Raw genomic sequence first — 21768 nt, forward strand, 5'->3', positions numbered from 1 at the left:
ACCATGGCACGACTAAAAGAGATTTACCGGAAGGAAATCGCTCCGAAACTTAAGGAAGAACTTAAGCTTTCGAACGTGATGGAAGTTCCGCGCGTTACCAAAATCACCCTGAACATGGGTCTGGGCGAAGCGATCGGCGACAAAAAAGTCATCGAGCACGCTGTTGCTGACCTGGAAAAGATCACCGGCCAGAAAGTCGTTGTGACCTACGCTCGCAAATCCATCGCTGGCTTTAAAGTCCGTGAAGGTTGGCCGATCGGCGTCAAAGTGACCCTGCGCCGTGAGCGTATGTACGAGTTCCTGGATCGTCTGCTGTCGATCTCCCTGCCTCGGGTTCGCGACTTCCGCGGCCTGAATGCCAAGTCCTTCGATGGTCGTGGCAACTACAGCATGGGCGTGAAAGAGCAGATCATTTTCCCGGAAATCGACTACGACAAGATCGATGCTCTCCGCGGTCTGGACATTACCCTGACCACCACTGCCAAGAACGATGATGAAGGCCGCGCTCTGCTGCGTGCTTTCAAATTCCCGTTCCGCAACTGATTGGAGTAGGAAAATGGCCAAGAAGAGCATGAAAAACCGTGAGCTGAAGCGTCAGCTCACCGTTGCCAAGTACGCCGTCAAGCGTGCAGCGCTTAAAGCTATCATCGTCGATCTGAACGCAAGTCCAGAAGCGCGTTGGGAGGCTACCGTAGCTCTGCAGAAGCAACCACGTGACGCAAGCGCTTCGCGTATGCGTAACCGTTGCCGTCTGACCGGTCGTCCGCACGGCGTTTACCGCAAGTTCGGCCTCGGCCGTAACAAACTGCGTGAAGCGGCAATGCGTGGTGACGTACCAGGTCTGGTTAAAGCCAGCTGGTAATTGCTGTCAAAGCCTTGATGGTCGGAGTCGAAAGAACCTGACCATCGGTGGCCTTGAGATTGAATCAAGCCCCTTTTGGGGCTTGATTCATTTCTGGGGTATGTCTAGAATGACCGGCTCGCCTGAGCCCGTGTTTTTTATGCCCGGAGTTTCTCGGCGACAAGTAGTAGCCGCAAGGCTAATTTTTCTGTATTAGGAGCGTCTAGCCCATGAGTATGCAGGACCCGTTAGCGGACATGCTAACTCGAATCCGTAATGCCCAGATGGCTGAAAAGTCCGTCGTAAGCATGCCGTCTTCCACGTTGAAGGTGGCTGTAGCAAAAGTCCTGAAGGACGAAGGTTACATCGCGGGTTATCAGATCAGCAGCGAAACCAAACCGCTGCTGTCCATCGAGCTGAAATACTTCGAAGGCCGTCCGGTCATCGAGGAAGTGAAGCGCGTTAGCCGTCCAGGCCTGCGTCAGTACAAGTCCGTCGAAGAGCTGCCAAAAGTACGTGGCGGTCTCGGTGTGTCTATCGTCTCCACCAACAAAGGTGTGATGACTGATCGTGCTGCGCGCGCTGCCGGTGTCGGCGGCGAAGTTCTTTGCACTGTGTTCTAAGGGGGGATAAGCATGTCTCGCGTCGCTAAGAACCCCGTTAAGCTGCCAGCCGGTGTCGAAGTAAAATTCGCAGGCCAACAGCTTTCGGTGAAGGGTGCCAAGGGTACTCTTGAACTGAACGTCCATTCGTCCGTTGAAGTCGTTGAAGAAGCCGGTGAGCTGCGTTTTGCTGCTCGCAATGGCGATCAACAGACTCGCGCAATGGCCGGTACCACTCGTGCGTTGGTAAACAACATGGTCCAGGGCGTAAGCCAAGGCTTCGAGCGCAAGCTCCAGCTGGTCGGTGTTGGTTACAAAGCGCAAGCAAAAGGTCAGGTGCTGAACCTGGCTCTTGGCTTCTCGCACCCAGTGGATTACGAACTGCCGGAAGGCATCACCGCTGAGACTCCTAGCCAGACCGATATCCTGATCAAGGGCATCGACAAGCAGCTGGTAGGTCAAGTGGCCGCCGAGATCCGCGACTTCCGTCCACCAGAGCCGTACAAAGGCAAAGGTGTGCGCTACGCGGACGAAGTCGTCCGTCGTAAAGAAGCCAAGAAGAAGTAGGGCATAGCAAATGACCGACAAAAAAGTTACTCGACTGCGTCGCGCTCGCAAAGCACGCCTGAAAATGCACGAACTCGAAGTCGTGCGTCTCTGCGTGTTCCGCTCTTCGCAGCACATCTACGCCCAGGTCATTTCGGCCGACGGCAACAAAGTCCTGGCAAGCGCCTCGACTTTGGATAAAGAACTGCGTGATGGCGCCACTGGCAACATCGACGCGGCCACTAAGGTTGGCCAGCTGGTCGCTACGCGTGCTAAGGCCGCTGGCGTCTCGCAGGTGGCTTTCGACCGCTCTGGCTTCAAGTACCACGGCCGCGTTAAAGCGCTGGCTGATGCTGCTCGTGAAGCTGGGCTGGAGTTCTAAGTTATGTCAAATAACGACCAAAAGCGCGACGAAGGCTACATCGAGAAGCTGGTTCAAGTTAACCGCGTAGCCAAAACCGTAAAAGGCGGCCGTATCTTCACTTTCACCGCGTTGACCGTGGTTGGTGATGGTAAAGGGCGTGTTGGCTTCGGCCGTGGCAAGTCGCGTGAAGTGCCTGCTGCGATCCAGAAGGCAATGGAAGCTGCTCGCCGCAACATGATCCAGGTTGATCTGAACGGCACTACTCTGCAGTACGCAATGAAGTCTGCTCATGGCGCTTCGAAGGTGTACATGCAGCCTGCTTCTGAAGGTACCGGTATCATCGCTGGCGGCGCTATGCGTGCTGTCCTCGAAGTTGCTGGCGTTCAGAACGTTCTGGCCAAGTGCTACGGCTCGACTAACCCTGTAAACGTGGTTCACGCCACTTTCAAGGGTCTGAAGGCTATGCAGTCTCCTGAATCCATTGCAGCCAAACGTGGCCTGCGTGTTGAGGAGATCAAGTAATCATGGCTACCGTTAAAGTTACGCTGATCAAAAGCATGACCGGCCGCATCCCTAACCACAAACTGTGCGTTAAGGGTCTGGGTCTGCGTCGCATCGGTCACACTGTAGAAGTCCAGGATACTCCCGAGAATCGCGGGATGATCAACAAGGCTTACTACATGCTGCGTGTCGAGGGTTAATCGATGAAACTCAATGATCTGAGTCCAGCGCCGGGTTCCCGTCGCGAAAAGCATCGTCCGGGCCGTGGTATCGGTAGTGGTTTGGGTAAGACTGGTGGCCGTGGTCACAAAGGTCAGACTTCCCGCTCCGGTGGCACCATTGCTCCAGGCTTTGAAGGCGGTCAACAGCCGCTGCATCGTCGCCTGCCGAAGTTCGGTTTCGTTTCCCTGAAGGCTATGGATCGCGCAGAAGTGCGTCTGTCCGAGCTGGCTAAAGTGGAAGGCGACATCGTCACCGTGCAGTCCCTGAAAGATGCCAACGTGATCAACGTCAACGTACAGCGTGTGAAAATCATGCTGTCCGGTGAAGTGACTCGCGCTGTCACTATCGGCAAGGGAATCGGCGCCACCAAAGGTGCGCGTGCGGCTATCGAAGCAGCTGGCGGCAAGTTCGAGGAATAAATGGCTAAGCAAGGTGCTCTCTCTGCGCTCGGCAAAGGCGGTATGTCTGAACTTTGGGCTCGTCTGCGTTTTCTGTTCCTGGCGATTATCGTCTACCGAATAGGCGCACACATCCCGGTTCCAGGTATCAACCCGGACCGACTCGCAGACCTGTTTCGACAGAATGAGGGGACCATTCTTAGCTTGTTCAACATGTTTTCCGGCGGCGCGCTGGAGCGGATGAGCATCTTTGCGTTGGGGATCATGCCGTACATTTCGGCATCGATCATCATGCAGTTGATGACCGCCGTCAGCCCGCAGCTGGAGCAGTTGAAGAAGGAAGGTGAAGCTGGCCGTCGCAAGATCAGCCAGTACACCCGCTACGGCACCGTCGTCCTCGCTCTCGTTCAGGCCATTGGCATGTCCATTGGTCTGGCGGGGCAGGGCGTTGCGTTCACTGGTGACTTTGGCTTCCATTTCGTCGCGGTTTCCACGTTTGTGGCTGGCGCGATGTTCATGATGTGGCTGGGTGAGCAGATTACTGAGCGTGGTGTAGGCAACGGTATCTCGATGTTGATTTTTTCGGGTATCGTCGCCGGTCTTCCGAGAGCAATCGGGCAGTCTTTCGAGTCTGCGCGTCAGGGCGATATCAACATCTTCGCCTTGGTTGCCATCGGTTTGCTGGCAGTAGCGATTATCGGTTTCGTGGTCTTCATTGAGCGTGGTCAGCGTCGTATCGCTGTTCACTACGCCAAGCGTCAGCAGGGCCGCAAGGTTTTTGCTGCACAGACAAGCCACTTGCCGCTGAAGGTGAACATGGCCGGTGTTATTCCGGCTATTTTCGCGAGCAGCATTTTGCTGTTCCCGGCTTCGTTGGGTGCCTGGTTTGGTCAGTCTGAAGGTATGGGCTGGTTGCAGGACATCTCGCAGTCGATCGCTCCTGGTCAGCCGTTGAATATTCTGCTGTTTAGTGCAGGGATTATTTTCTTCTGCTTCTTCTATACGGCGTTGATGTTCAATCCGAAAGACGTAGCGGAAAACCTGAAGAAGTCCGGTGCCTTTATTCCGGGCATCCGTCCAGGTGAGCAGTCCGCACGCTATATTGATGGCGTTCTGACTCGCTTGACCATGTTCGGTGCTCTTTACATGACGGCCGTGTGCTTGTTGCCCCAGTTCCTGGTGGTTGCAGCAAACGTTCCGTTCTACCTTGGCGGGACCTCGTTGCTGATCGTGGTCGTGGTTGTGATGGACTTCATGTCCCAAGTACAATCGCACCTCGTTTCGCACCAGTACGAATCCCTGATGAAGAAAGCCAACCTGAAGGGTTACGGCAGCGGCATGTTGCGCTGAGTACCCATAAGGTTCGAGGAGTTGGTGATGAAAGTTCGTGCATCGGTGAAAAAGCTGTGCCGTAACTGCAAGATTATTCGCCGCGAAGGTGTTGTTCGAGTAATTTGCAGCGCGGAACCGCGTCACAAACAGCGCCAAGGCTGAGTGTGATTGTGCTTCAAGCCCGGTAGCTAGTGCGCTACCGGGTTGATTATTTGTTATTACAGCGATATTATCTCGCGCCCTATTTCTTGGCTTCCGGGGCGTAGGTAGCTGTCAATTGGAGTCCCACTGAATGGCCCGTATTGCAGGCGTTAACATTCCAGATAACAAGCATACTGTTATCTCGCTGACCTACATCTATGGTGTTGGTCGCACTACTGCACAGAAGATCTGTGCAGAGACTGGGGTAAACCCAGCCGCAAAGATCAAGGATCTGAGCGACGAGCAGATTGAACAGCTGCGTGGCGAAGTGGCGAAGTTCACCACTGAAGGTGACCTGCGTCGCGAAATCAACATGAAAATCAAGCGCTTGATGGACCTCGGTTGCTATCGCGGTCTGCGTCATCGTCGTGGTCTGCCAGTACGCGGTCAGCGTACCAAGACCAACGCGCGTACCCGTAAAGGTCCGCGTAAGCCGATCCGCAAGTAATCGCCCCAGCGAATCGACAGGAATTTAATCATGGCAAAACCTGCTGCTCGTCCTCGTAAAAAAGTTAAAAAGACAGTGGTTGATGGCATCGCCCACATCCATGCCTCTTTTAACAACACCATCGTGACCATCACCGACCGTCAAGGTAACGCTCTTTCCTGGGCTACCTCCGGTGGTTCGGGTTTCCGCGGTTCCCGCAAGTCCACCCCGTTCGCTGCTCAGGTAGCCGCTGAACGTGCTGGTCAAGCTGCGCTGGAATACGGCCTGAAAAACCTCGACGTGAACGTCAAGGGCCCAGGTCCAGGTCGTGAATCCGCAGTCCGCGCTTTGAACGGCTGTGGCTACAAGATCGCCAGCATCACCGACGTGACGCCAATCCCGCACAACGGGTGCCGTCCGCCGAAGAAGCGCCGCGTGTAATCCAGGAGATTGTAAAGAATGGCTCGTTACATTGGTCCAAAATGCAAACTCGCTCGTCGCGAAGGCACCGATCTCTTCCTGAAGAGCGGCGTGCGCGCGATCGAATCGAAGTGCAACATTGAAGCAGCACCTGGTATCCACGGCCAACGCCGCGGTCGCCAGTCCGATTACGGCACCCAACTGCGCGAAAAGCAGAAGGTCCGTCGTATCTACGGCGTTCTCGAGCGTCAGTTCAGCGGCTACTACAAGGCTGCTGCCAGCAAGAAAGGTGCAACCGGTGAAAACCTGCTGCAACTGCTCGAATGCCGTCTGGACAACGTTGTATACCGTATGGGCTTCGGTTCGACTCGTGCCGAATCCCGTCAGCTGGTATCGCACAAGTCGATCAGCGTTAACGGTCAGACCGTAAACGTTCCGTCCTACCAGGTTCGTGCTGGTGACGTGGTTGCTGTTCGCGAGAAGGCAAAGAACCAACTTCGCATTGTCCAAGCTCTCGAGCTGTGCGCCCAACGTGGTCGCGTAGAATGGGTAGAGGTAGATGCTGAGAAGAAGTCGGGCGTTTTCAAGAACGTTCCTGCTCGCAGTGATCTGTCCGCCGACATCAACGAAAGCCTGATTGTCGAGCTCTACTCCAAGTAAGTAAGGGCTAGAAAATAGGTGCATCCATGCAGATTTCGGTAAATGAGTTCCTGACACCCCGCCACATTGATGTGCAGGTTGTCAGTCCAACCCGCGCCAAGATCACTCTCGAGCCTCTCGAGCGTGGTTTTGGCCACACCCTGGGCAACGCGCTGCGCCGCATCCTGTTGTCCTCAATGCCCGGCTGCGCAGTAGTCGAGGCCGAGATTGACGGTGTGCTCCACGAGTACAGCGCCATCGAAGGTGTACAGGAAGACGTAATTGAAATCCTGTTGAACCTTAAAGGTCTGGCCATCAAGCTGCACGGTCGTGACGAAGTTACGCTGACCTTGTCGAAGAAGGGTTCGGGGGTGGTTACCGCTGCCGATATTCAGCTGGATCATGATGTCGAGATCGTTAATCCCGATCACGTAATCGCTAACCTGGCGTCTAACGGCGCCCTGAACATGAAGCTCACCGTAGCTCGTGGTCGTGGTTATGAACCAGCCGACTCGCGTCAGAGCGATGAAGACGAAAGCCGCAGCATCGGTCGCTTGCAGCTCGACTCTTCGTTCAGCCCGGTTCGCCGTATCGCATACGTGGTGGAAAACGCCCGTGTCGAGCAGCGTACCAACCTGGACAAGCTGGTTATTGATCTGGAAACCAACGGTACCCTGGATCCTGAAGAGGCTATCCGCCGCGCTGCAACCATCCTGCAACAGCAGTTGGCTGCGTTCGTCGACCTCAAGGGTGACAGTGAGCCAGTGGTTGTCGAGCAGGAAGACGAGATCGATCCGATCCTGCTTCGCCCGGTTGACGATCTGGAACTGACTGTACGTTCGGCTAACTGCCTTAAGGCGGAAAACATCTACTACATCGGCGACCTGATTCAGCGTACCGAAGTAGAGCTGTTGAAGACTCCGAACCTGGGCAAGAAATCCTTGACCGAAATCAAGGACGTTCTGGCCTCCCGCGGTCTGTCCCTCGGCATGCGCCTCGACAACTGGCCGCCTGCAAGTCTTAAGAAGGACGACAAGGCGACTGCCTGATCGTCGTAATCACCGAACGTAGTGTTTGGTAAGGAATGAACCATGCGTCATCGTAAAAGTGGGCGTCACCTGAGCCGCACCAGCTCGCACCGCAAGGCCATGTTCCAGAACATGGCGGTGTCGCTGTTCGAGCACGAGCTGATCAAAACTACTCTGCCAAAAGCCAAAGAACTGCGCCGCGTTGCCGAGCCGCTGATCACTCTGGCCAAGACAGACAGCGTTGCTAACCGTCGTCTGGCTTTCGACCGTACTCGTTCGAAAGCTATCGTTGGTAAGCTCTTCAACGACCTGGGCAAGCGTTACGCTACCCGTGAGGGTGGCTACCTGCGCATCCTCAAGTGCGGTTTCCGCGCTGGCGACAACGCGCCTATGGCGTACGTCGAGCTGGTTGATCGTGCTGTCGGCGGTGAAGCTGTATCCGCTGAGTAAGACATCAGTCTGAAACAAGGAACCGGGCCTAGTGCCCGGTTTTTTGTGCCTGTAAGAAATGCGCTGTTCGTACAAGCTTCTACCCTGTTTGGGTCTGCACTATGTGCGGGGATTTATCGTTAGTTTTTATCTATTGCTGACCATAAGTTAATGAATTTGTGGCTGTCATATTGATGATCGATACTCCCCAACAAGCCGATTAGCCGGCAGTTCAAGACCGATAGAGGAAGAAGATCGCATGAGCCAGAACAAGACGCTTACGACCGCCAGTGGCGCACCTGTCGCCGATAACCAGAACTCTCGCTCCGCCGGCCCTCGTGGTCCGTTGTTGCTCGATGATTTCCACCTGATCGAGAAGCTTGCTCACTTCAACCGGGAAAACATTCCTGAGCGTCGTGTACACGCCAAGGGTTCGGGCGCATACGGCACTTTCACGGTCACTCGCGACATTACGCAGTACACCAGCGCCAAACTGTTCTCTGCTGTCGGCAAGCAGACACCGACCTTCCTGCGTTTCTCCACGGTCGGTGGTGAGCGTGGTTCGGCCGACACCGAGCGCGATCCACGTGGCTTCGCCCTCAAGTTCTATACCGAAGAAGGCAACTGGGACATCGTTGGCAACAACACGCCCGTTTTCTTCATCCGTGATCCATTGAAATTCCCTGACTTTATCCACACCCAGAAGCGACTGCCGCAAAGCAATCTGAAAAGCGCGCAGATGATGTGGGACTTCTGGTCGCATTCGCCTGAAGCGCTGCACCAGGTCACGATTCTGTTCTCTGATCGCGGTATACCGGACGGATATCGCCACATGCACGGTTTCGGCAGCCACACCTACAGCCTGATCAGTGCTCAAGGCGAGCGTCACTGGGTGAAGTGGCACTACAAGACCAAGCAAGGGATCAAGAACCTTGCGCCGGCAGACGCGGCACGCCTGGCGGGCACTGATCCGGATTACGCACAGCGTGACCTTTTCGAAGCCATCGAGCGTGGTGACTTCCCGAAATGGAGCGTATGCATCCAGGTCATGACCGAAGCCCAAGCCGCTGCGCACTATGAGAACCCGTTCGACGTGACCAAGACCTGGTCGCAGAAGGAGTTTCCACTGATCGAGGTGGGTGAGTTGGAGCTGAACCGTAATCCACTCAACTACTTTGCCGAAGTTGAGCAAGCTGCGTTCGGTCCGAGCAACATGGTGCCCGGCGTAGGCCTGTCGCCGGATCGCATGCTGCAAGGTCGCGTGTTTGCCTACGCGGATGCGCATCGCTATCGCGTCGGTACCAATCACCAGCAATTACCGGTGAACGCCCCGCGCAGTCCGGTGAATACTTATCAGCGCGACGGTTCGATGGCATTCGGCAGCAATGGTGGAGCGGCGCCTAATTACGAGCCCAACAGCTACGTGGAGTCGCCGAAACAGGCGCCGCATTACGCTGAACCTGCGCTGGCCTTGAGTGGTGCGGCTGATCGCTACGATCACCGCGAAGACAGCGACTACTACAGCCACGCCGGTGCGCTGTTCCGTTTGATGAGCGACGAACAGAAGGCGTTGCTGGTCAGCAACATCGCCGGTGCGATGGCGGGTGTTTCGAGTGATGTGATCGACCGTCAGCTGCAGCATTTCTACAAGGCCGATCCGGCGTACGGAGAAGCAATCGCAAAGCTGCTCAACGTACAGCTTAACGAAGTCTAAACGAGAAGCAGAACCGCCCTCATTCGGGCGGTTTTTGCGTTATTTAGGCTGCTTTTCTCAGAATATCTTCGCTTTTATTGCGCGAAGTGAGTGACCTTCCAGTCAGGTTGGTTCAAACTACAGACTTTCAAGCAGGGAGATGTAGGGCGATGCAAGGCCACCCAGACGTTATCGATTACCTCAACACGTTGCTGACCGGCGAACTGGCCGCGCGTGACCAATATTTTGTTCACTCGCGGATGTATGAGGACTGGGGATTCACCAAGCTCTACGAACGAATCAACCACGAGATGGAAGAGGAGGCCGGCCACGCCGATGCGCTGATGCGCCGGATTCTGATGCTCGAAGGCACTCCGCGCATGCGCCCGGATGATCTGGATGTCGGCACTACGGTGCAAACCATGCTCGAAGCGGATCTGCGCCTTGAATACAAGGTGCGCGCCGCGCTGTGCAAGGGCATAGAACTGTGCGAACAGCACGGCGACTATGTCAGTCGCGAGATCCTGCGGGTTCAGCTCAATGACACCGAAGAAGATCACACCTACTGGCTTGAAAAGCAGTTGGGCCTGATCAAGCTGATCGGTATCCAGAACTACCTGCAGTCCCACGCGTCCTGATTGCAATTGATACAAAAAAGCCCCTGTCACTGACGAAGTGACAGGGGCTTTTTCATGCCCGGCAATCAGGCCCGATCACGAATCAACAGCGGCTTGAGATAGTGACCGGTATGAGATTGCTTCATCTCGGCCACTTCCTCAGGCGTACCGGTGGCAATGATCTGTCCACCTTTCGAACCACCCTCGGGGCCAAGATCCACCAGCCAGTCGGCGGTCTTGATCACGTCGAGGTTGTGCTCGATCACCACCACGGTGTTGCCGTGGTCGCGCAGGCGATGCAGTACGTCGAGCAGTTGCTGGATATCCGCGAAATGCAGGCCAGTGGTCGGCTCATCGAGGATGTACAGGGTTTTGCCGGTATCGCGTTTGGACAGCTCGCGGGACAACTTGACCCGCTGGGCTTCACCCCCGGACAGCGTGGTAGCCGACTGCCCGAGCTTGATGTACGACAGCCCCACATCCATCAGCGTTTGCAGTTTGCGCGCCAGCGCCGGCACCGCGTCGAAGAACTCGCGCGCTTCCTCGATGGTCATCTCGAGGGTTTCGTGGATGTTCTTGCCCTTGTATTTGATCTCCAGGGTTTCGCGGTTGTAGCGCTTGCTCTTGCACACGTCGCACGGGACGTAGATGTCCGGCAGGAAGTGCATTTCCACCTTGATCAGACCGTCGCCCTGGCAAGCCTCGCAACGTCCGCCCTTGACGTTAAACGAGAAACGTCCAGGGCCATAACCACGGGAGCGGGACTCGGGTACGCCGGCGAACAGCTCACGAATTGGCGTGAACAGCCCGGTATAGGTCGCCGGGTTGGAACGTGGCGTACGACCGATCGGGCTCTGGTCGATGTCGACGACCTTGTCCAGATGCTCCAGGCCCTTGATGCTGTCATGAGCTGCCGCTTCCAGGGTGGTCGCGCCATTGAGTGCCGTGGCGCTCAAAGGGAACAGCGTGTTGTTGATCAACGTCGATTTGCCCGAGCCGGAGACACCGGTCACGCAGGTCAGCAGGCCGATCGGGATTTCCAGGTCGACGTTGCGCAGGTTGTTGCCCCGCGCGCCCTTGAGCGACAGCACCTGCTTCTTGTTACGCGGCGTGCGCTTGGCCGGTACTTCGATCTTGACCCGGCCCGACAGGTATTTGCCGGTCAGCGAATCCGGGTGCGCCATGACTTCGTCCGGCGTGCCTTCGGCGACGATCTGCCCGCCATGAACACCGGCGCCCGGGCCGATATCCACTACGTAGTCTGCCAGTCGAATCGCGTCTTCATCGTGCTCGACCACAATCACCGTGTTGCCGATGTCGCGCAGGTGCTTGAGAGTGCCGAGCAGGCGATCGTTGTCGCGCTGGTGCAGGCCAATGGACGGCTCGTCGAGGATGTACAGAACACCCACAAGGCCCGCGCCGATCTGGCTGGCCAGACGAATCCGCTGCGCTTCACCGCCAGACAACGTATCGGCACTGCGATCCAGCGACAGGTAGTCGAGACCGACGTTAACCAGAAACTGCAGGCGCTCGCGAATTTCCTTGAGAATCTTGTCGGCGATTTCGCCGCGGCGGCCGGTCATCTTCAGCGCGCCGAAGTAATCGCAGGCGTCGCCGATCGGCAGGTTGGTCACCGCCGGCAGGGTTTTCTCGCCGACCCACACGTGCCGCGCTTCGCGACGCAGGCGGGTGCCACGGCAATCCGGGCAGGACTGGGTGCTGAGGAACTTCGCCAGTTCTTCGCGCACGCTCGCCGATTCGGTTTCGCGGTAGCGGCGCTCCAGATTCGGCACGATGCCTTCGAACGGGTGCGAGCGTTTGACGATGTCGCCCCGGTCGTTGAGGTATTTGAAATCGACGTTCTGCGAGCCACTGCCGTGCAGGATGTATTTCTGTTGATCGGCCGGCAGCTCGTTGAACGGCTGCTCCAGGCTGAAACCATAATGCGCGGCCAATGAGCCGAGCATCTGGAAGTAATAGACGTTGCGCCTGTCCCAGCCACGGATCGCGCCTTCGGCCAGGGTCAAATCACCGTTGACCAGTCGCTTGATGTCGAAAAACTGCTTCACTCCCAGACCGTCGCAGGTCGGGCAGGCGCCGGCCGGGTTGTTGAAGGAAAACAGCTTGGGTTCCAGCTCGCTGATTGCGTGGCCGCAGATCGGGCAGGCGAAGCGCGCGGAGAAGATCATCTCTTCGCCCGGCTCGTCATCCATCGGCGCCACCAGCGCGATGCCGTCCGCCAGCTTCAGCGCGGTCTCGAAGGATTCCGCCAGACGCTGCTGCAGATCCGCGCGAACCTTGAAGCGGTCGACCACGACTTCAATCGTGTGCTTCTTCTGTTTATCAAGTTTCGGCAGTTCATCCAGCTCGCAGAGCCGGCCGTTGACCCGGGCCCGGACGAAGCCCTGGGCACGCAGTTCTTCGAACACCGACAGGTGCTCGCCCTTGCGCTCGCGGATCACCGGCGCCAGCAGCATCAGCTTGCTGCCTTCCGGCTGGGCGAGTACCAGATCGACCATCTGGCTTACAGTCTGCGCTTCCAGCGGAATGTCGTGATCCGGGCAGCGTGGCGTACCGACGCGGGCATAGAGCAGACGCAGGTAGTCGTAGATTTCGGTGATGGTGCCGACCGTGGAACGCGGGTTGTGCGAGGTCGACTTCTGTTCGATGGAGATCGCCGGCGACAGGCCTTCGATGGTGTCGACGTCGGGTTTTTCCATCATCGACAGGAACTGCCGGGCGTAGGCCGACAGGGATTCGACATAGCGGCGCTGACCTTCGGCGTACAGCGTGTCGAAAGCCAGGGAAGACTTGCCGGATCCGGACAGGCCGGTGATGACGATCAGTTTGTCCCGTGGCAGGGTCAGGTCGATGTTCTTCAGGTTGTGGGTGCGGGCCCCACGAATCAGGATCTTGTCCAAAATGGCCTCGCTCGGCGGGCGTCGAAAACACAGGAGTATACGGCCAAATACTGGATGGATGCACACTATCAAGTGAAGGGTTTTTTGCCTTACATGAAGAGAGTTTCATCTGTACGCGTCAAAGCGTCGCGATATACCCCGTCTCTCGATGGGACTGGTAGAATCGCCGCCGGTTCACACGAGGTTTTTCCATGCACGATCCCCACAGCGAACGCATGAGTGGCAGCGAGACCCGCGCGGCGAGCGGTCTGGCCCTGGTGTTCGCCTTCCGTATGCTTGGCATGTTCATGGTGTTGCCGGTACTGGCGACCTACGGCATGGATCTGGCGGGAGCGACCCCGGCCCTGATCGGGCTGGCGATCGGCGCTTACGGCCTGACCCAGGCGATTTTCCAGATTCCGTTCGGGATCATTTCCGACCGCATCGGCCGGCGTCCGGTGATTTACCTGGGGCTGATCGTCTTCGCCCTCGGCAGTGTGCTGGCGGCTCAGGCCGATTCGATCTGGGGCGTGATTGCCGGGCGGATCCTGCAGGGCGCCGGCGCTATTTCTGCGGCGGTCATGGCGTTGCTCTCCGACCTGACCCGCGAACAGCACCGCACCAAGGCAATGGCCATGATCGGCATGACCATCGGCCTGTCGTTCGCCGTGGCGATGGTGGTCGGCCCGCTGCTGACCCGTGCGTTCGGCTTGTCCGGCCTGTTTCTCGCCACCGGCGGCATGGCCCTGGTCGGGATCGTGATCGTGATGTTCATGGTGCCGAAATCCACCGGGCCGCTGAGTCATCGCGAGTCCGGCGTTGCACGCCAGGCGTTGATGCCGACGCTCAAGCACCCGGACCTGCTGCGGCTGGACCTGGGCATTTTTGTGTTACATGCGATGTTGATGTCGAGCTTCGTCGCACTGCCCCTGGCGCTGGTCGAAAAGGCCGGTCTGCCCAAGGAGCAGCACTGGTGGGTGTACCTCACCGCACTGCTGATTTCCTTCTTCGCCATGATTCCGTTCATCATCTACGGCGAGAAGAGACGCAAAATGAAACGAGTTCTGCTCGGCGCCGTGATGACGCTGATGCTGACTGAGCTATTCTTCTGGCAGTTCGGCGACAGCCTGCGGGCTCTGGTGATCGGGACGGTGGTGTTCTTCACCGCGTTCAATCTGCTGGAGGCATCGCTGCCGTCGCTGATCAGCAAGGTTTCACCGGCAGGTGGCAAGGGCACGGCCATGGGCGTGTACTCCACCAGTCAGTTCCTCGGTTCGGCACTCGGCGGTATTCTCGGCGGCTGGATGTTCCAGCATGGCGGTCTGTCGGTTGTGTTCCTCGGATGTGCCGGGCTGGCTGCACTTTGGCTGGCCTTTGCTGTTACCATGCGCGAACCTCCCTACGTGACGAGCCTGCGCCTGCCGTTGTCGCCCGAAGCGATCCGCGAAGCGGGTCTGGTCGAGCGTCTCAAGGCCCTCGTAGGGGTAACTGATGCAGTGATAGTCGCTGATGAAGCGGCGATCTACATCAAACTGGACACCGAATTAATGGATCGCACCACTCTCGAACGCCTGGTGAACAACCCGGCGCAGACTGCGTGCGAAGCCTAGGAGAACGTTATGGCCCGTGGGGTTAACAAAGTCATTCTGGTCGGTACTTGCGGCCAGGATCCCGAAGTACGCTACCTGCCCAACGGTAACGCCGTGACCAACCTGAGTCTGGCGACCAGCGAGCAGTGGACCGACAAGCAGACCGGTCAGAAGGTCGAGAAGACCGAGTGGCACCGCGTATCGATGTTCGGCAAGGTTGCCGAAATCGCCGGCGAATACCTGCGCAAAGGTTCGCAGGTCTACATCGAAGGCAAGCTGCAGACCCGTGAGTGGGAAAAAGACGGTATCAAGCGTTACACCACCGAGATCGTGGTCGACATGCAAGGCACCATGCAACTGCTCGGCGGCCGTCCGCAACAGGGCGACCAACAAGGCGGTGGCAACAACTATCAGCAGCAGGCGCCACGCCAGCAGGCTCCGCGTCCGCAGCAGTCGGCACCTCAGCAGCGTCCGGCCCCGGCTCCACAGCAGGCCGCACCGCAACCGGCTCCGGATTTCGACAGCTTCGATGACGATATTCCGTTCTGATTCGCTGCTGTATCCGCGTTAAATAAAAAAGGCCCGTCGCTGAATGCGACGGGCCTTTTTCATGTGTGCAGGTTTTTCAGTCAAGAATCAAATGCGGCAGGAACCGGCTCGAATCCTTGGTGATCAGGCTGTTGTCTTCGCGCACGCCAATCCCCGCCGCCTGATCACCGATCACCCAGGAACCGATCAGCGTGTAGCTGTCGTCGAACTTCGGCAAAGGGGCAAATTCCTGCAGGATGAAGGGCGCATCGGTGTAGGGCCCATCCTCTTTGACGATCAGGCCTTCAGCGGTCTGCAACTCGATGTTGGCGCCTTCCCGGGAGAAGTACGGTTTGCGTACCCAACCCTTGGGCACCGCGCTGCCCGGGTTCGGGTCGAGATGTGCGGCGAGCAGGTTCGGATGGCCCTTGTGCAATTCCCAAAGCAACGGCAGGGCGCCCTTGTTGGAAAGAATCGACTTCCACGCCGGTTCGAAAAACTGGGTGTCGCATTCGGCGATCGCCGCGCCGAATGGCTCATGAAAGATGAACTCCCAGGCGTGCAGCTTGAACAGGTGCGGAATCCAGCGGTCCTCGAGATCGACGAAACGACCGTCAGCGCTCAGGCCGATGTCTTCGATGTCGATGTGCCGCGATTCGATGCCGACTTTTTCTGCGATCAGCCGCAGGTAATCCGTGGTGCCCTTGTCTTCGACCGAGTCTTTCATCGAGGCGAAGTAAAACGGCCGCGTGAGTTTCAGTTGGGCGAAGGCTTCGTGCAGCCGGGTGTCGATGCTGTTGAACTGATCGGCATGGCGCGGCAGCATCCCGCGCTCGATGCATTGCTCCAGCCAGCCCCACTGAAACGCCGCCGTTTCATAAAGGCTGGTGGGCGTGTCGTAGTTGAGTTCGAGCAGCTTCGCCGGGCCGTTGCCGCTGTAGGAGAAGTCCATGCGCCCGTACAGATGCGGATGACCTTCCAGCCAGGATGTTCGGATCATGTCGTAGTACGGCGCCGGAATGCTCAGGCGATCCAGCAGTTCTTCGCTGTGTACGACGCGGTCGACCAGGTCCATGCACATCTCGTGCAGTTCAGTGGTCGGATCCTCCAGATCGTTTTCGATCTGTTCGAGCGTGAACTGGTAGTAGGCGCGCTCGTCCCAGTACGGCTCGTCGTCGATGGTGTGAAACAGAAAGCCAAGGCTTTCGGCGGTCTGCTTCCAGTCGTGGCGCTCGGCGCAGTGGATCTTCTTCATGGTCAGCTGCTCGAACGGCCCCAGCCGCCCCAACCGCTGCGGGCGCTGGACTGGCTGCCGAAGCCGCCACGGGAGGTGGACGCCGCGACGTTGACCGGTTTGCGGTAATCGCTGTCGTAGTCCCGCTGGCTGCGGCTCGGCGCCGATTCGATGCGACGGTTCAGCGTCGAGGTGTCGTAGGTCTGGCGGGTATTGCGCTCACGATAAACCGGCCGCGAGTCGATCGCGCGGTTGTTGCTCATGGCATTGCCGATCAGCCATCCGGTGAGCCAGCCGTTGCCTGCACCGCTGGACGAGTGCGAAGTGCTGGTCTGATTGCTCTGCACGGCGGCCGCGTCGCCGGCGGGCATCTGGGCATTGGCGATCGCATCGAGGTTCTGCGCCGGCTCACCGTCCTGCGGCACCTTGAAGCCACCGAGTTTCGGTACGAAACGGCCGGCGGAATTTTTCTGACACCAGTCGGCGGCGAAGTCCGCGTCGCAGGCAGCCTTGTCGTCGTAGGCCGGGGAGATCCGCCGGTGTTCGGCCAGGGCTGCGACGTAGGCGTTCGAGCAGACATCCGGTGCCACTTCGGCGTCGATGCATTGTTCGACGCTCTGGAAGTTGCGTTGCTGCTCCTGGGCGGCCACTTCAGCGGAAATCGCCAGGGCTACCGAAGCGGCCAGCGACAGTTGAACGTACTTGCTTCGTTTCATCTCAGGCTTCCTGCCGATCAGTAGGACGGGGTCATGCACGCGGCGTTGAGCATGCCGACGCTGATCGCCACCGCCGCCACATAGATGCCCGCGGCGATTTCACCGTTGGCGATGCGCTGGGACGTGCCCTTGAGCACCAGCCCCGTCGCCAGGAAAGCCAGCAATTGCACCGCGGCCGCGATCACCGCCCAGAGGACGAAGTCGAGGACGTTGATCGAATGAGCGATCACGTTGCTGGCCGGAATCGCGAAGCCGATGATTGCGCCGGACAGGGCAATGGCGGCGGCGACGTTGCCGGAACGGATCAGCTCGAATTCCTTGTGCGGCGTGATGCGGGTGTAGACGAACTGAAACAGCATGAACAGCAGCACGGCGCCGATCAGGTAGGCGACGAAACCGACCAGTGCGGCTTTGTTCAGGGAGATGGACAACGCTTCCAGCATGGAAAACTTCCTTTTAGATGGTGCTCAAATCAGTGGTGTACAGCGAGATGCCCAGCGAAGTGCTCAGGCTGACGGTGCCTTCTTCGTCCTGCTCGACGGAGAACAGCAAGAGCTCGCGGCGATCGGTCAGGCCGGTGTCCCGGGCGTAGAGCATCGAGTGATGGTTGATGGTGTAGGACTCGTCGGGGTTGATCACCTGTTCGGTGAGCGGCACCAGTTCGGTCTGGCCGCGTTCGGTGCCCCATTCACGGGTGTATTCGACACCTTCGTGGCGATAGGTCGGCAGGCCGATCAGGCTGTTCGGCCCGGCCAGGCGCTGCAGTTCGGCGTCACTGTTGACCGTCACATAGCTGACGTAATTGAACAGCGTCACCGATTCGATCTGATCGTCGCCCGTGACATGGATCTGTACCCAGAATTCTTCATCGTTCAGATAGTAGCGATGCAGTTTGTTCGACTGGCCGAGGTCGATCCAGCCGGCGCTCCAGATGGCCTGAGCGTCGGGAACCCGCACTGATGTGCTGCCGTCGAGCAACAGGCCGAGGGTCGTGTCGAAGCGGATCGCCTTGCCCTGCGCCAGTCCGAGGGGGCCGCCGGCAGACCCGGACGCCGGCGCGGCCGACTGCCAGTTGCTGGTGCCGAGCAAATCTTTGAACCATCCCATGGGTACATTCCTTGAAGCGGGTGGAGGTATTCGGTGGCAAAAACGCCGCTAGTGTACCGGGCGCGCGGCGAACGAGCAGGCAAAAAAGAAGGGCACCCGGTGCCCTTCTTTACTCCCGCCGCCGTTACTGGGCGGACTTCTGCTTCAGACGCTCGAGGATGGCGTTGGCGCTGCCTTCGTTCGGCGTGATGCCGGCTTCGCGCAGCTTGCGATCCAGGTCGTTGCCGGTCGACGCATCGGCCAGTTCGTCGGCAGCGCTCAGCTCGGCAGCGCGTTGCTGCTGTTTGGCTTGCAGGCGGTTCAGGGTACCGACGGCGGTTTCCAGCTTGCCGTTGGCGCCGCCGCTGGCGATCGAGGCGCTGACCTGCGCTTTCTGCACGCTCTCACGGGCCTTGGCCATGTCCACTTGCTGTCGCAGGCTCTTGATCCGCGCTTCGGCCTTGTTGATGTCCTTGCGCATGTTGTCGGCGTAGGTGCCGAATTCGTCGGTCTGCTTTTTCTCGACGCCCAGGTCGTTGGTCAGGGTCGAGATCGCTTCGGCCACTTCCAGCGCCAGGTCTTCACGGCCGGCGTTCAGGGCGGAAACGGCCTTGGCTTCCAGGTCCCTGATCTTGGCTTCGTACTCGCTCACGCGGTCGGCGGAGAGTTTGTGCTTGGCCATGATGGTGACCAGTTCGCGACGGGCATTGGACAGCGCGCTGTCGGCGTCACGGATTTCCTGATCGAGGATGCGCAGGGCCTGTTGGTCGGCGATCGCTTCGCCGACTTCGTTGGCGCCGCCGCGCAGCGCGGTGAACAACTTGCTCCAGATGGACTGAGTCATTGGATATTCCCTGTTGATTACTTGAAGAAGTGTTCGAAGGCTTCGCTGGCGCGCTGCACGTTGTCGACCAGGGTTTTCACCTCGGTGACCACGTTGGTCAGGCTCGAATCGGCACTCAGTGCACCGAACATGTTGTAGACGGTCTGGCCGTTGGGCATGGTCTCGATGCCGATCGACGACAGCGGGAACATTTCCCGGCTGCGCAGTACCGCGTCGTTGAAGGCGCGCACATCGGTGATCGAATCGATGTCCACCAGCACGGTGTCGACGATGATCTGCTGACCGGCGAGGGCGATGTGAATCGGCAGACCGCCGAATTCGTTCATTTCCAGCTTGAGGCTGGGTTCGGAGCTCTGGATCAGAGACAGCGTGATCTCTTGCGAAGCCACCTCGTCCAGCGCCTTGAAAGCGTTGTAGAGGCTATCGATGTTCCAGTTGTTGCCTGCGCTCATGTAATTCTCCGACATGAAAGAGCCAGCCAGAATCGGTTGGCGTAGCTGTTGCTCCATTTGCTTGAGCAAGCTTCGGTTTTCCGGAAGCACCCAAGTTTCGTGTTTCACATAACCGGCGGCAGCCAGGCCCGCGCGCATCTGCTTCATGTAGAAGCTCGACGGCTTTTTCGCGGACGGTGTCGAGCGCACTCCCTTCGGGCTCTCCGATTTTGTTGCTGGGGAGTTGCTTTTCATGGCGATGACTCCGTTATGAACATCTCACGCGTGAGCCACACTACAACCAAATCAAAATGCCATCAATGGCTCACGCGTGAGATTTTCATGACACGCGAAAAAACGCCCGCAACGTGGCGGGCGCAGATTTTTCCGGGTGTGTCGGAGCAGGGCTTAGCGGCTGGCAGCGAGGAACTCGTCGGTGGATACCACGCTGGCATAGGCAAACCCCAGCGCCGACATGAACGCCGCATGCACGTGGGCGGCGGGCACGGTCAGACCGTTGAATTCCAGGTCGCGGGTGGCGCAGGCATCGTGGATCACTGTGACGGTATAACCCAGATCGGCCGCCGCGCGAGTAACGCCATCGACGCACATGTGGCTCATGCTGCCGACCACCACCAGCTCCTTGATGCCTTGCTCGTCGAGGATCGATTGCAGCTCGGTTTCGCGGAACGAGTTGACGAAGTGCTTGAGCACCACCGGCTCGTCGGTGCGGTTGAGCACTTTCGGATGCAGCTTGGCGCCCTCGGAGCCCGGAGTGAAAAACGGCGCCTCGGGCGAGGTGAATTCGTGGCGGATATGCACCACAGAATTGCCGGCCTCGCGGAAGGCCGCGATCAACCGGGCGGCGTTGTCGGCGGCGGCGTCGGCACCGGCCAGCGGCCACTTGCCTTGGGGGAAGTAGTCGTTCTGGATATCGACTACGATGAGCGCTTGCTTGGCCATGGGTGTGTCCTCGAAGTGTGGGTGGGTGTGGGTTCAGTATTGGCGCTGGCCACGTCTTCGAGGATTGGCCGCACCGACAATACACAGGGGAAAACTGACAATGGGTGCAGAAAGGACCGTCGCGGAACTGGGCGTGCTGATGTATCCCGGCGCGCAAATGGCGGCGGTGCATGGCCTGACCGACCTGTTCGGGGTCGCCAACCGGATCGCCGCCGAACACCAGGCCACACAGCTGCCGCTGCTGCGGATCAGCCACTGGCAGGTCGATGACGACCACCCGCCCGTGCGGGTTTACGACAGTCATCCCGGAGCCGACAACGGTTTGCTGGCGGTGTTGATCCCGCCGTCCATTGCCGGTTTTTCCGCGGCACAGATGCCGGCCGGGCTGCTGCCCTGGCTGCGTGAACAACATGCGCGTGGCGCGACGCTTGGCGGTGTGTGTGTCGGCTCGTGGCTGCTGGCGGAGAGCGGGTTGCTCGACGGTCGCAGCGCTACCACGCACTGGACTTCGGCCAAGGCCTTCGCCGAGTGTTACCCGAAGATCAGGCTCAAGGCCGACACGCCGATTGTCGATGACGGTGACCTGATAACGACGGCGGGGCTGATGGCCTGGTCAGAGCTTGGTTTGCGACTGGTGGACCGCTTGCTCGGGCCGAGCATCGCCAGCAGCACGGCGCGGTTTCTGGTGGTGGAGCACAGCGACAGCGCCAGTGCGTGCGGGAGTAATTTTGCGCCGATCCTCAATCATGGCGACGGGCCGATTCTTCAGGTTCAGCATTGGCTGCAGGGCACCGGCGCGACCGATGTCTCGCTGACGGCAATGGCCGAACGTGCGGGTCTGGAAGAGCGAACATTTCTGCGCCGGTTCCGTGCGGCGACCGGCCTGAAACCCACTGAATACTGCCAGCACCTGCGGGTCGGCAAGGCTCGGGAAATGCTCGAGTTCACCAACGGCACCATCGACCACATTGCGTGGACGGTGGGCTATCAGGATCCGGGCGCCTTTCGCGCGATATTCAAGAAAATCACCGGGCTTGCGCCGAGTGAATACCGGACGCGATTCGGGGTAAGTCCGCCTTCAGTTGCGGCGAAGTAATACGACTGCGTCGTGCAAAATGCCGGAGCCAGCGGGTCGGTCGTGCAGATTGAAACAGGCGCGGTGCCAGCACGGTTTTTTCAAGTGGCTGATTTTCAGCGTGTTTCACGCCAGCGCCGGT

Annotated in this window: 28 protein-coding genes; 20 read left to right on the forward strand and 8 right to left on the reverse strand. The window is 58.5% G+C overall.

What is annotated here, in order from left to right:
- The first annotated feature begins 3 nt into the window (after positions 1-3).
- The 17 genes from rplE to bfr all read left to right on the forward strand — a co-directional run bounded on the left by rplE (position 4) and on the right by bfr (position 10281).
- A complete protein-coding gene (gene rplE, locus CAF77_RS17010) occupies positions 4-543 on the forward strand; it encodes a 50S ribosomal protein L5 (protein WP_003210069.1) in 540 nt (179 codons plus the stop codon).
- Between the two features lie 13 nt (positions 544-556).
- Positions 557-862: a 30S ribosomal protein S14 gene (gene rpsN / locus CAF77_RS17015; protein ID WP_007955639.1), complete on the forward strand. Its 306-nt coding sequence runs from the start codon at positions 557-559 to the stop codon at positions 860-862.
- Between the two features lie 209 nt (positions 863-1071).
- Positions 1072-1464 (forward strand): 30S ribosomal protein S8, encoded by a 393-nt coding sequence (gene rpsH / locus CAF77_RS17020; RefSeq protein ID WP_011336171.1) that lies wholly within the window; start codon positions 1072-1074, stop codon positions 1462-1464.
- A gap of 12 nt (positions 1465-1476) precedes the next feature.
- Positions 1477-2010 carry a 50S ribosomal protein L6 gene (gene rplF / locus CAF77_RS17025; protein WP_011336170.1) on the forward strand — a complete coding sequence of 178 codons (534 nt, stop codon included), beginning with the start codon at positions 1477-1479 and terminating at the stop codon, positions 2008-2010.
- A 10-nt stretch (positions 2011-2020) separates the two neighbouring features.
- On the forward strand, positions 2021-2371 hold the full coding sequence (gene rplR, locus CAF77_RS17030; RefSeq protein WP_003186037.1) for a 50S ribosomal protein L18: 351 nt from the start codon (positions 2021-2023) through the stop codon (positions 2369-2371).
- 3 nt (positions 2372-2374) lie between these two features.
- Positions 2375-2875 (forward strand): 30S ribosomal protein S5, encoded by a 501-nt coding sequence (gene rpsE, locus CAF77_RS17035; protein WP_007955637.1) that lies wholly within the window; start codon positions 2375-2377, stop codon positions 2873-2875.
- A 2-nt stretch (positions 2876-2877) separates the two neighbouring features.
- A complete protein-coding gene (rpmD, locus tag CAF77_RS17040; RefSeq protein WP_003176408.1) occupies positions 2878-3054 on the forward strand; it encodes a 50S ribosomal protein L30 in 177 nt (58 codons plus the stop codon).
- A gap of 3 nt (positions 3055-3057) precedes the next feature.
- Complete coding sequence (gene rplO / locus CAF77_RS17045) at positions 3058-3495, forward strand: 50S ribosomal protein L15 (protein ID WP_003228720.1); 438 nt, start codon at positions 3058-3060, stop codon at positions 3493-3495.
- Entirely contained in the window at positions 3496-4824 is a 1329-nt protein-coding gene (gene secY / locus CAF77_RS17050) for a preprotein translocase subunit SecY (protein WP_003228718.1), read from the forward strand.
- Positions 4825-4851: 27 nt separating this feature from the next.
- Complete coding sequence (gene rpmJ / locus CAF77_RS17055) at positions 4852-4968, forward strand: 50S ribosomal protein L36 (protein ID WP_002555468.1); 117 nt, start codon at positions 4852-4854, stop codon at positions 4966-4968.
- A gap of 130 nt (positions 4969-5098) precedes the next feature.
- Entirely contained in the window at positions 5099-5455 is a 357-nt protein-coding gene (rpsM, locus tag CAF77_RS17060; protein WP_009045849.1) for a 30S ribosomal protein S13, read from the forward strand.
- A gap of 30 nt (positions 5456-5485) precedes the next feature.
- Entirely contained in the window at positions 5486-5875 is a 390-nt protein-coding gene (gene rpsK, locus CAF77_RS17065; protein WP_002555466.1) for a 30S ribosomal protein S11, read from the forward strand.
- An 18-nt stretch (positions 5876-5893) separates the two neighbouring features.
- A complete protein-coding gene (rpsD, locus tag CAF77_RS17070; protein ID WP_011336168.1) occupies positions 5894-6514 on the forward strand; it encodes a 30S ribosomal protein S4 in 621 nt (206 codons plus the stop codon).
- Between the two features lie 26 nt (positions 6515-6540).
- A complete protein-coding gene (gene rpoA, locus CAF77_RS17075; RefSeq protein ID WP_003186012.1) occupies positions 6541-7542 on the forward strand; it encodes a DNA-directed RNA polymerase subunit alpha in 1002 nt (333 codons plus the stop codon).
- Between the two features lie 42 nt (positions 7543-7584).
- Positions 7585-7971, forward strand: coding sequence for a 50S ribosomal protein L17 (gene rplQ / locus CAF77_RS17080; protein WP_007955635.1), 387 nt, complete (start codon positions 7585-7587; stop codon positions 7969-7971).
- Positions 7972-8209: 238 nt separating this feature from the next.
- Complete coding sequence (locus CAF77_RS17085; protein WP_064382245.1) at positions 8210-9664, forward strand: catalase; 1455 nt, start codon at positions 8210-8212, stop codon at positions 9662-9664.
- A gap of 149 nt (positions 9665-9813) precedes the next feature.
- Complete coding sequence (gene bfr, locus CAF77_RS17090) at positions 9814-10281, forward strand: bacterioferritin (protein ID WP_064382244.1); 468 nt, start codon at positions 9814-9816, stop codon at positions 10279-10281.
- Between the two features lie 65 nt (positions 10282-10346).
- Here bfr and uvrA read toward each other — a convergent pair whose 3' ends face one another.
- Positions 10347-13181 carry an excinuclease ABC subunit UvrA gene (uvrA, locus tag CAF77_RS17095; RefSeq protein ID WP_011336165.1) on the reverse strand — a complete coding sequence of 945 codons (2835 nt, stop codon included), beginning with the start codon at positions 13179-13181 and terminating at the stop codon, positions 10347-10349.
- A gap of 191 nt (positions 13182-13372) precedes the next feature.
- Here uvrA and CAF77_RS17100 point away from each other — a divergent pair, with 191 nt between their 5' ends.
- Both CAF77_RS17100 and CAF77_RS17105 read left to right on the forward strand, forming a co-directional pair.
- Complete coding sequence (locus CAF77_RS17100) at positions 13373-14770, forward strand: MFS transporter (RefSeq protein WP_039771979.1); 1398 nt, start codon at positions 13373-13375, stop codon at positions 14768-14770.
- 9 nt (positions 14771-14779) lie between these two features.
- Positions 14780-15298 carry a single-stranded DNA-binding protein gene (locus CAF77_RS17105; RefSeq protein ID WP_007966163.1) on the forward strand — a complete coding sequence of 173 codons (519 nt, stop codon included), beginning with the start codon at positions 14780-14782 and terminating at the stop codon, positions 15296-15298.
- Between the two features lie 76 nt (positions 15299-15374).
- Here the strand turns inward: CAF77_RS17105 and CAF77_RS17110 are convergent, their stop codons facing one another.
- The 7 genes from CAF77_RS17110 to CAF77_RS17140 form a co-directional block, all read right to left on the reverse strand.
- Positions 15375-16532 carry a glutathionylspermidine synthase family protein gene (locus tag CAF77_RS17110; protein WP_085654909.1) on the reverse strand — a complete coding sequence of 386 codons (1158 nt, stop codon included), beginning with the start codon at positions 16530-16532 and terminating at the stop codon, positions 15375-15377.
- 2 nt (positions 16533-16534) lie between these two features.
- Positions 16535-17227 carry a DUF1190 domain-containing protein gene (locus tag CAF77_RS17115; RefSeq protein WP_064382242.1) on the reverse strand — a complete coding sequence of 231 codons (693 nt, stop codon included), beginning with the start codon at positions 17225-17227 and terminating at the stop codon, positions 16535-16537.
- 17 nt (positions 17228-17244) lie between these two features.
- The gene (locus tag CAF77_RS17120; protein WP_064382241.1) at positions 17245-17670 is read right to left on the reverse strand and encodes a DUF350 domain-containing protein; all 426 of its coding nucleotides are present in this window, start codon (positions 17668-17670) and stop codon (positions 17245-17247) included.
- 13 nt (positions 17671-17683) lie between these two features.
- Positions 17684-18334: a DUF2491 family protein gene (locus CAF77_RS17125; protein ID WP_085654911.1), complete on the reverse strand. Its 651-nt coding sequence runs from the start codon at positions 18332-18334 to the stop codon at positions 17684-17686.
- Positions 18335-18458: 124 nt separating this feature from the next.
- Complete coding sequence (locus CAF77_RS17130) at positions 18459-19157, reverse strand: PspA/IM30 family protein (protein ID WP_064382239.1); 699 nt, start codon at positions 19155-19157, stop codon at positions 18459-18461.
- Positions 19158-19174: 17 nt separating this feature from the next.
- Complete coding sequence (locus CAF77_RS17135; RefSeq protein ID WP_064382238.1) at positions 19175-19843, reverse strand: YjfI family protein; 669 nt, start codon at positions 19841-19843, stop codon at positions 19175-19177.
- A 153-nt stretch (positions 19844-19996) separates the two neighbouring features.
- The gene (locus CAF77_RS17140; protein WP_064382237.1) at positions 19997-20551 is read right to left on the reverse strand and encodes a cysteine hydrolase family protein; all 555 of its coding nucleotides are present in this window, start codon (positions 20549-20551) and stop codon (positions 19997-19999) included.
- A gap of 100 nt (positions 20552-20651) precedes the next feature.
- Between CAF77_RS17140 and CAF77_RS17145 the strand changes: the two genes are divergently transcribed.
- Positions 20652-21647 (forward strand): GlxA family transcriptional regulator, encoded by a 996-nt coding sequence (locus CAF77_RS17145; protein WP_064382236.1) that lies wholly within the window; start codon positions 20652-20654, stop codon positions 21645-21647.
- The last annotated feature ends 121 nt before the right edge of the window (positions 21648-21768 follow it).

It is taken from the genome of Pseudomonas sp. R15(2017), assembly GCF_002112685.1.
In the GTDB taxonomy this organism is placed as follows: domain Bacteria; phylum Pseudomonadota; class Gammaproteobacteria; order Pseudomonadales; family Pseudomonadaceae; genus Aquipseudomonas; species Aquipseudomonas glycinae.

Bases quoted from the DNA above. Each gene is read 5' to 3' on its own strand.
- CAF77_RS17085 (WP_064382245.1), top strand. From the start codon at position 8,210: ATGAGCCAGAACAAGACGCTTACGACCGCCAGTGGCGCACCTGTCGCC.
- CAF77_RS17135 (WP_064382238.1), bottom strand. From the start codon at position 19,843: ATGAAAAGCAACTCCCCAGCAACAAAATCGGAGAGCCCGAAGGGAGTG.
- CAF77_RS17145 (WP_064382236.1), top strand. From the start codon at position 20,652: ATGGGTGCAGAAAGGACCGTCGCGGAACTGGGCGTGCTGATGTATCCC.
- rpmD (WP_003176408.1), top strand. From the start codon at position 2,878: ATGGCTACCGTTAAAGTTACGCTGATCAAAAGCATGACCGGCCGCATC.
- rpsH (WP_011336171.1), top strand. From the start codon at position 1,072: ATGAGTATGCAGGACCCGTTAGCGGACATGCTAACTCGAATCCGTAAT.
- rplE (WP_003210069.1), top strand. From the start codon at position 4: ATGGCACGACTAAAAGAGATTTACCGGAAGGAAATCGCTCCGAAACTT.
- CAF77_RS17100 (WP_039771979.1), top strand. From the start codon at position 13,373: ATGCACGATCCCCACAGCGAACGCATGAGTGGCAGCGAGACCCGCGCG.
- bfr (WP_064382244.1), top strand. From the start codon at position 9,814: ATGCAAGGCCACCCAGACGTTATCGATTACCTCAACACGTTGCTGACC.
- CAF77_RS17105 (WP_007966163.1), top strand. From the start codon at position 14,780: ATGGCCCGTGGGGTTAACAAAGTCATTCTGGTCGGTACTTGCGGCCAG.
- CAF77_RS17120 (WP_064382241.1), bottom strand. From the start codon at position 17,670: ATGCTGGAAGCGTTGTCCATCTCCCTGAACAAAGCCGCACTGGTCGGT.
- secY (WP_003228718.1), top strand. From the start codon at position 3,496: ATGGCTAAGCAAGGTGCTCTCTCTGCGCTCGGCAAAGGCGGTATGTCT.
- rpsE (WP_007955637.1), top strand. From the start codon at position 2,375: ATGTCAAATAACGACCAAAAGCGCGACGAAGGCTACATCGAGAAGCTG.
- rpsM (WP_009045849.1), top strand. From the start codon at position 5,099: ATGGCCCGTATTGCAGGCGTTAACATTCCAGATAACAAGCATACTGTT.
- rpoA (WP_003186012.1), top strand. From the start codon at position 6,541: ATGCAGATTTCGGTAAATGAGTTCCTGACACCCCGCCACATTGATGTG.
- rplR (WP_003186037.1), top strand. From the start codon at position 2,021: ATGACCGACAAAAAAGTTACTCGACTGCGTCGCGCTCGCAAAGCACGC.
- rpsK (WP_002555466.1), top strand. From the start codon at position 5,486: ATGGCAAAACCTGCTGCTCGTCCTCGTAAAAAAGTTAAAAAGACAGTG.
- rpsD (WP_011336168.1), top strand. From the start codon at position 5,894: ATGGCTCGTTACATTGGTCCAAAATGCAAACTCGCTCGTCGCGAAGGC.
- CAF77_RS17110 (WP_085654909.1), bottom strand. From the start codon at position 16,532: ATGAAGAAGATCCACTGCGCCGAGCGCCACGACTGGAAGCAGACCGCC.
- rpmJ (WP_002555468.1), top strand. From the start codon at position 4,852: ATGAAAGTTCGTGCATCGGTGAAAAAGCTGTGCCGTAACTGCAAGATT.
- CAF77_RS17130 (WP_064382239.1), bottom strand. From the start codon at position 19,157: ATGACTCAGTCCATCTGGAGCAAGTTGTTCACCGCGCTGCGCGGCGGC.
- rplF (WP_011336170.1), top strand. From the start codon at position 1,477: ATGTCTCGCGTCGCTAAGAACCCCGTTAAGCTGCCAGCCGGTGTCGAA.
- rpsN (WP_007955639.1), top strand. From the start codon at position 557: ATGGCCAAGAAGAGCATGAAAAACCGTGAGCTGAAGCGTCAGCTCACC.
- CAF77_RS17140 (WP_064382237.1), bottom strand. From the start codon at position 20,551: ATGGCCAAGCAAGCGCTCATCGTAGTCGATATCCAGAACGACTACTTC.
- rplQ (WP_007955635.1), top strand. From the start codon at position 7,585: ATGCGTCATCGTAAAAGTGGGCGTCACCTGAGCCGCACCAGCTCGCAC.
- CAF77_RS17125 (WP_085654911.1), bottom strand. From the start codon at position 18,334: ATGGGATGGTTCAAAGATTTGCTCGGCACCAGCAACTGGCAGTCGGCC.
- CAF77_RS17115 (WP_064382242.1), bottom strand. From the start codon at position 17,227: ATGAAACGAAGCAAGTACGTTCAACTGTCGCTGGCCGCTTCGGTAGCC.
- rplO (WP_003228720.1), top strand. From the start codon at position 3,058: ATGAAACTCAATGATCTGAGTCCAGCGCCGGGTTCCCGTCGCGAAAAG.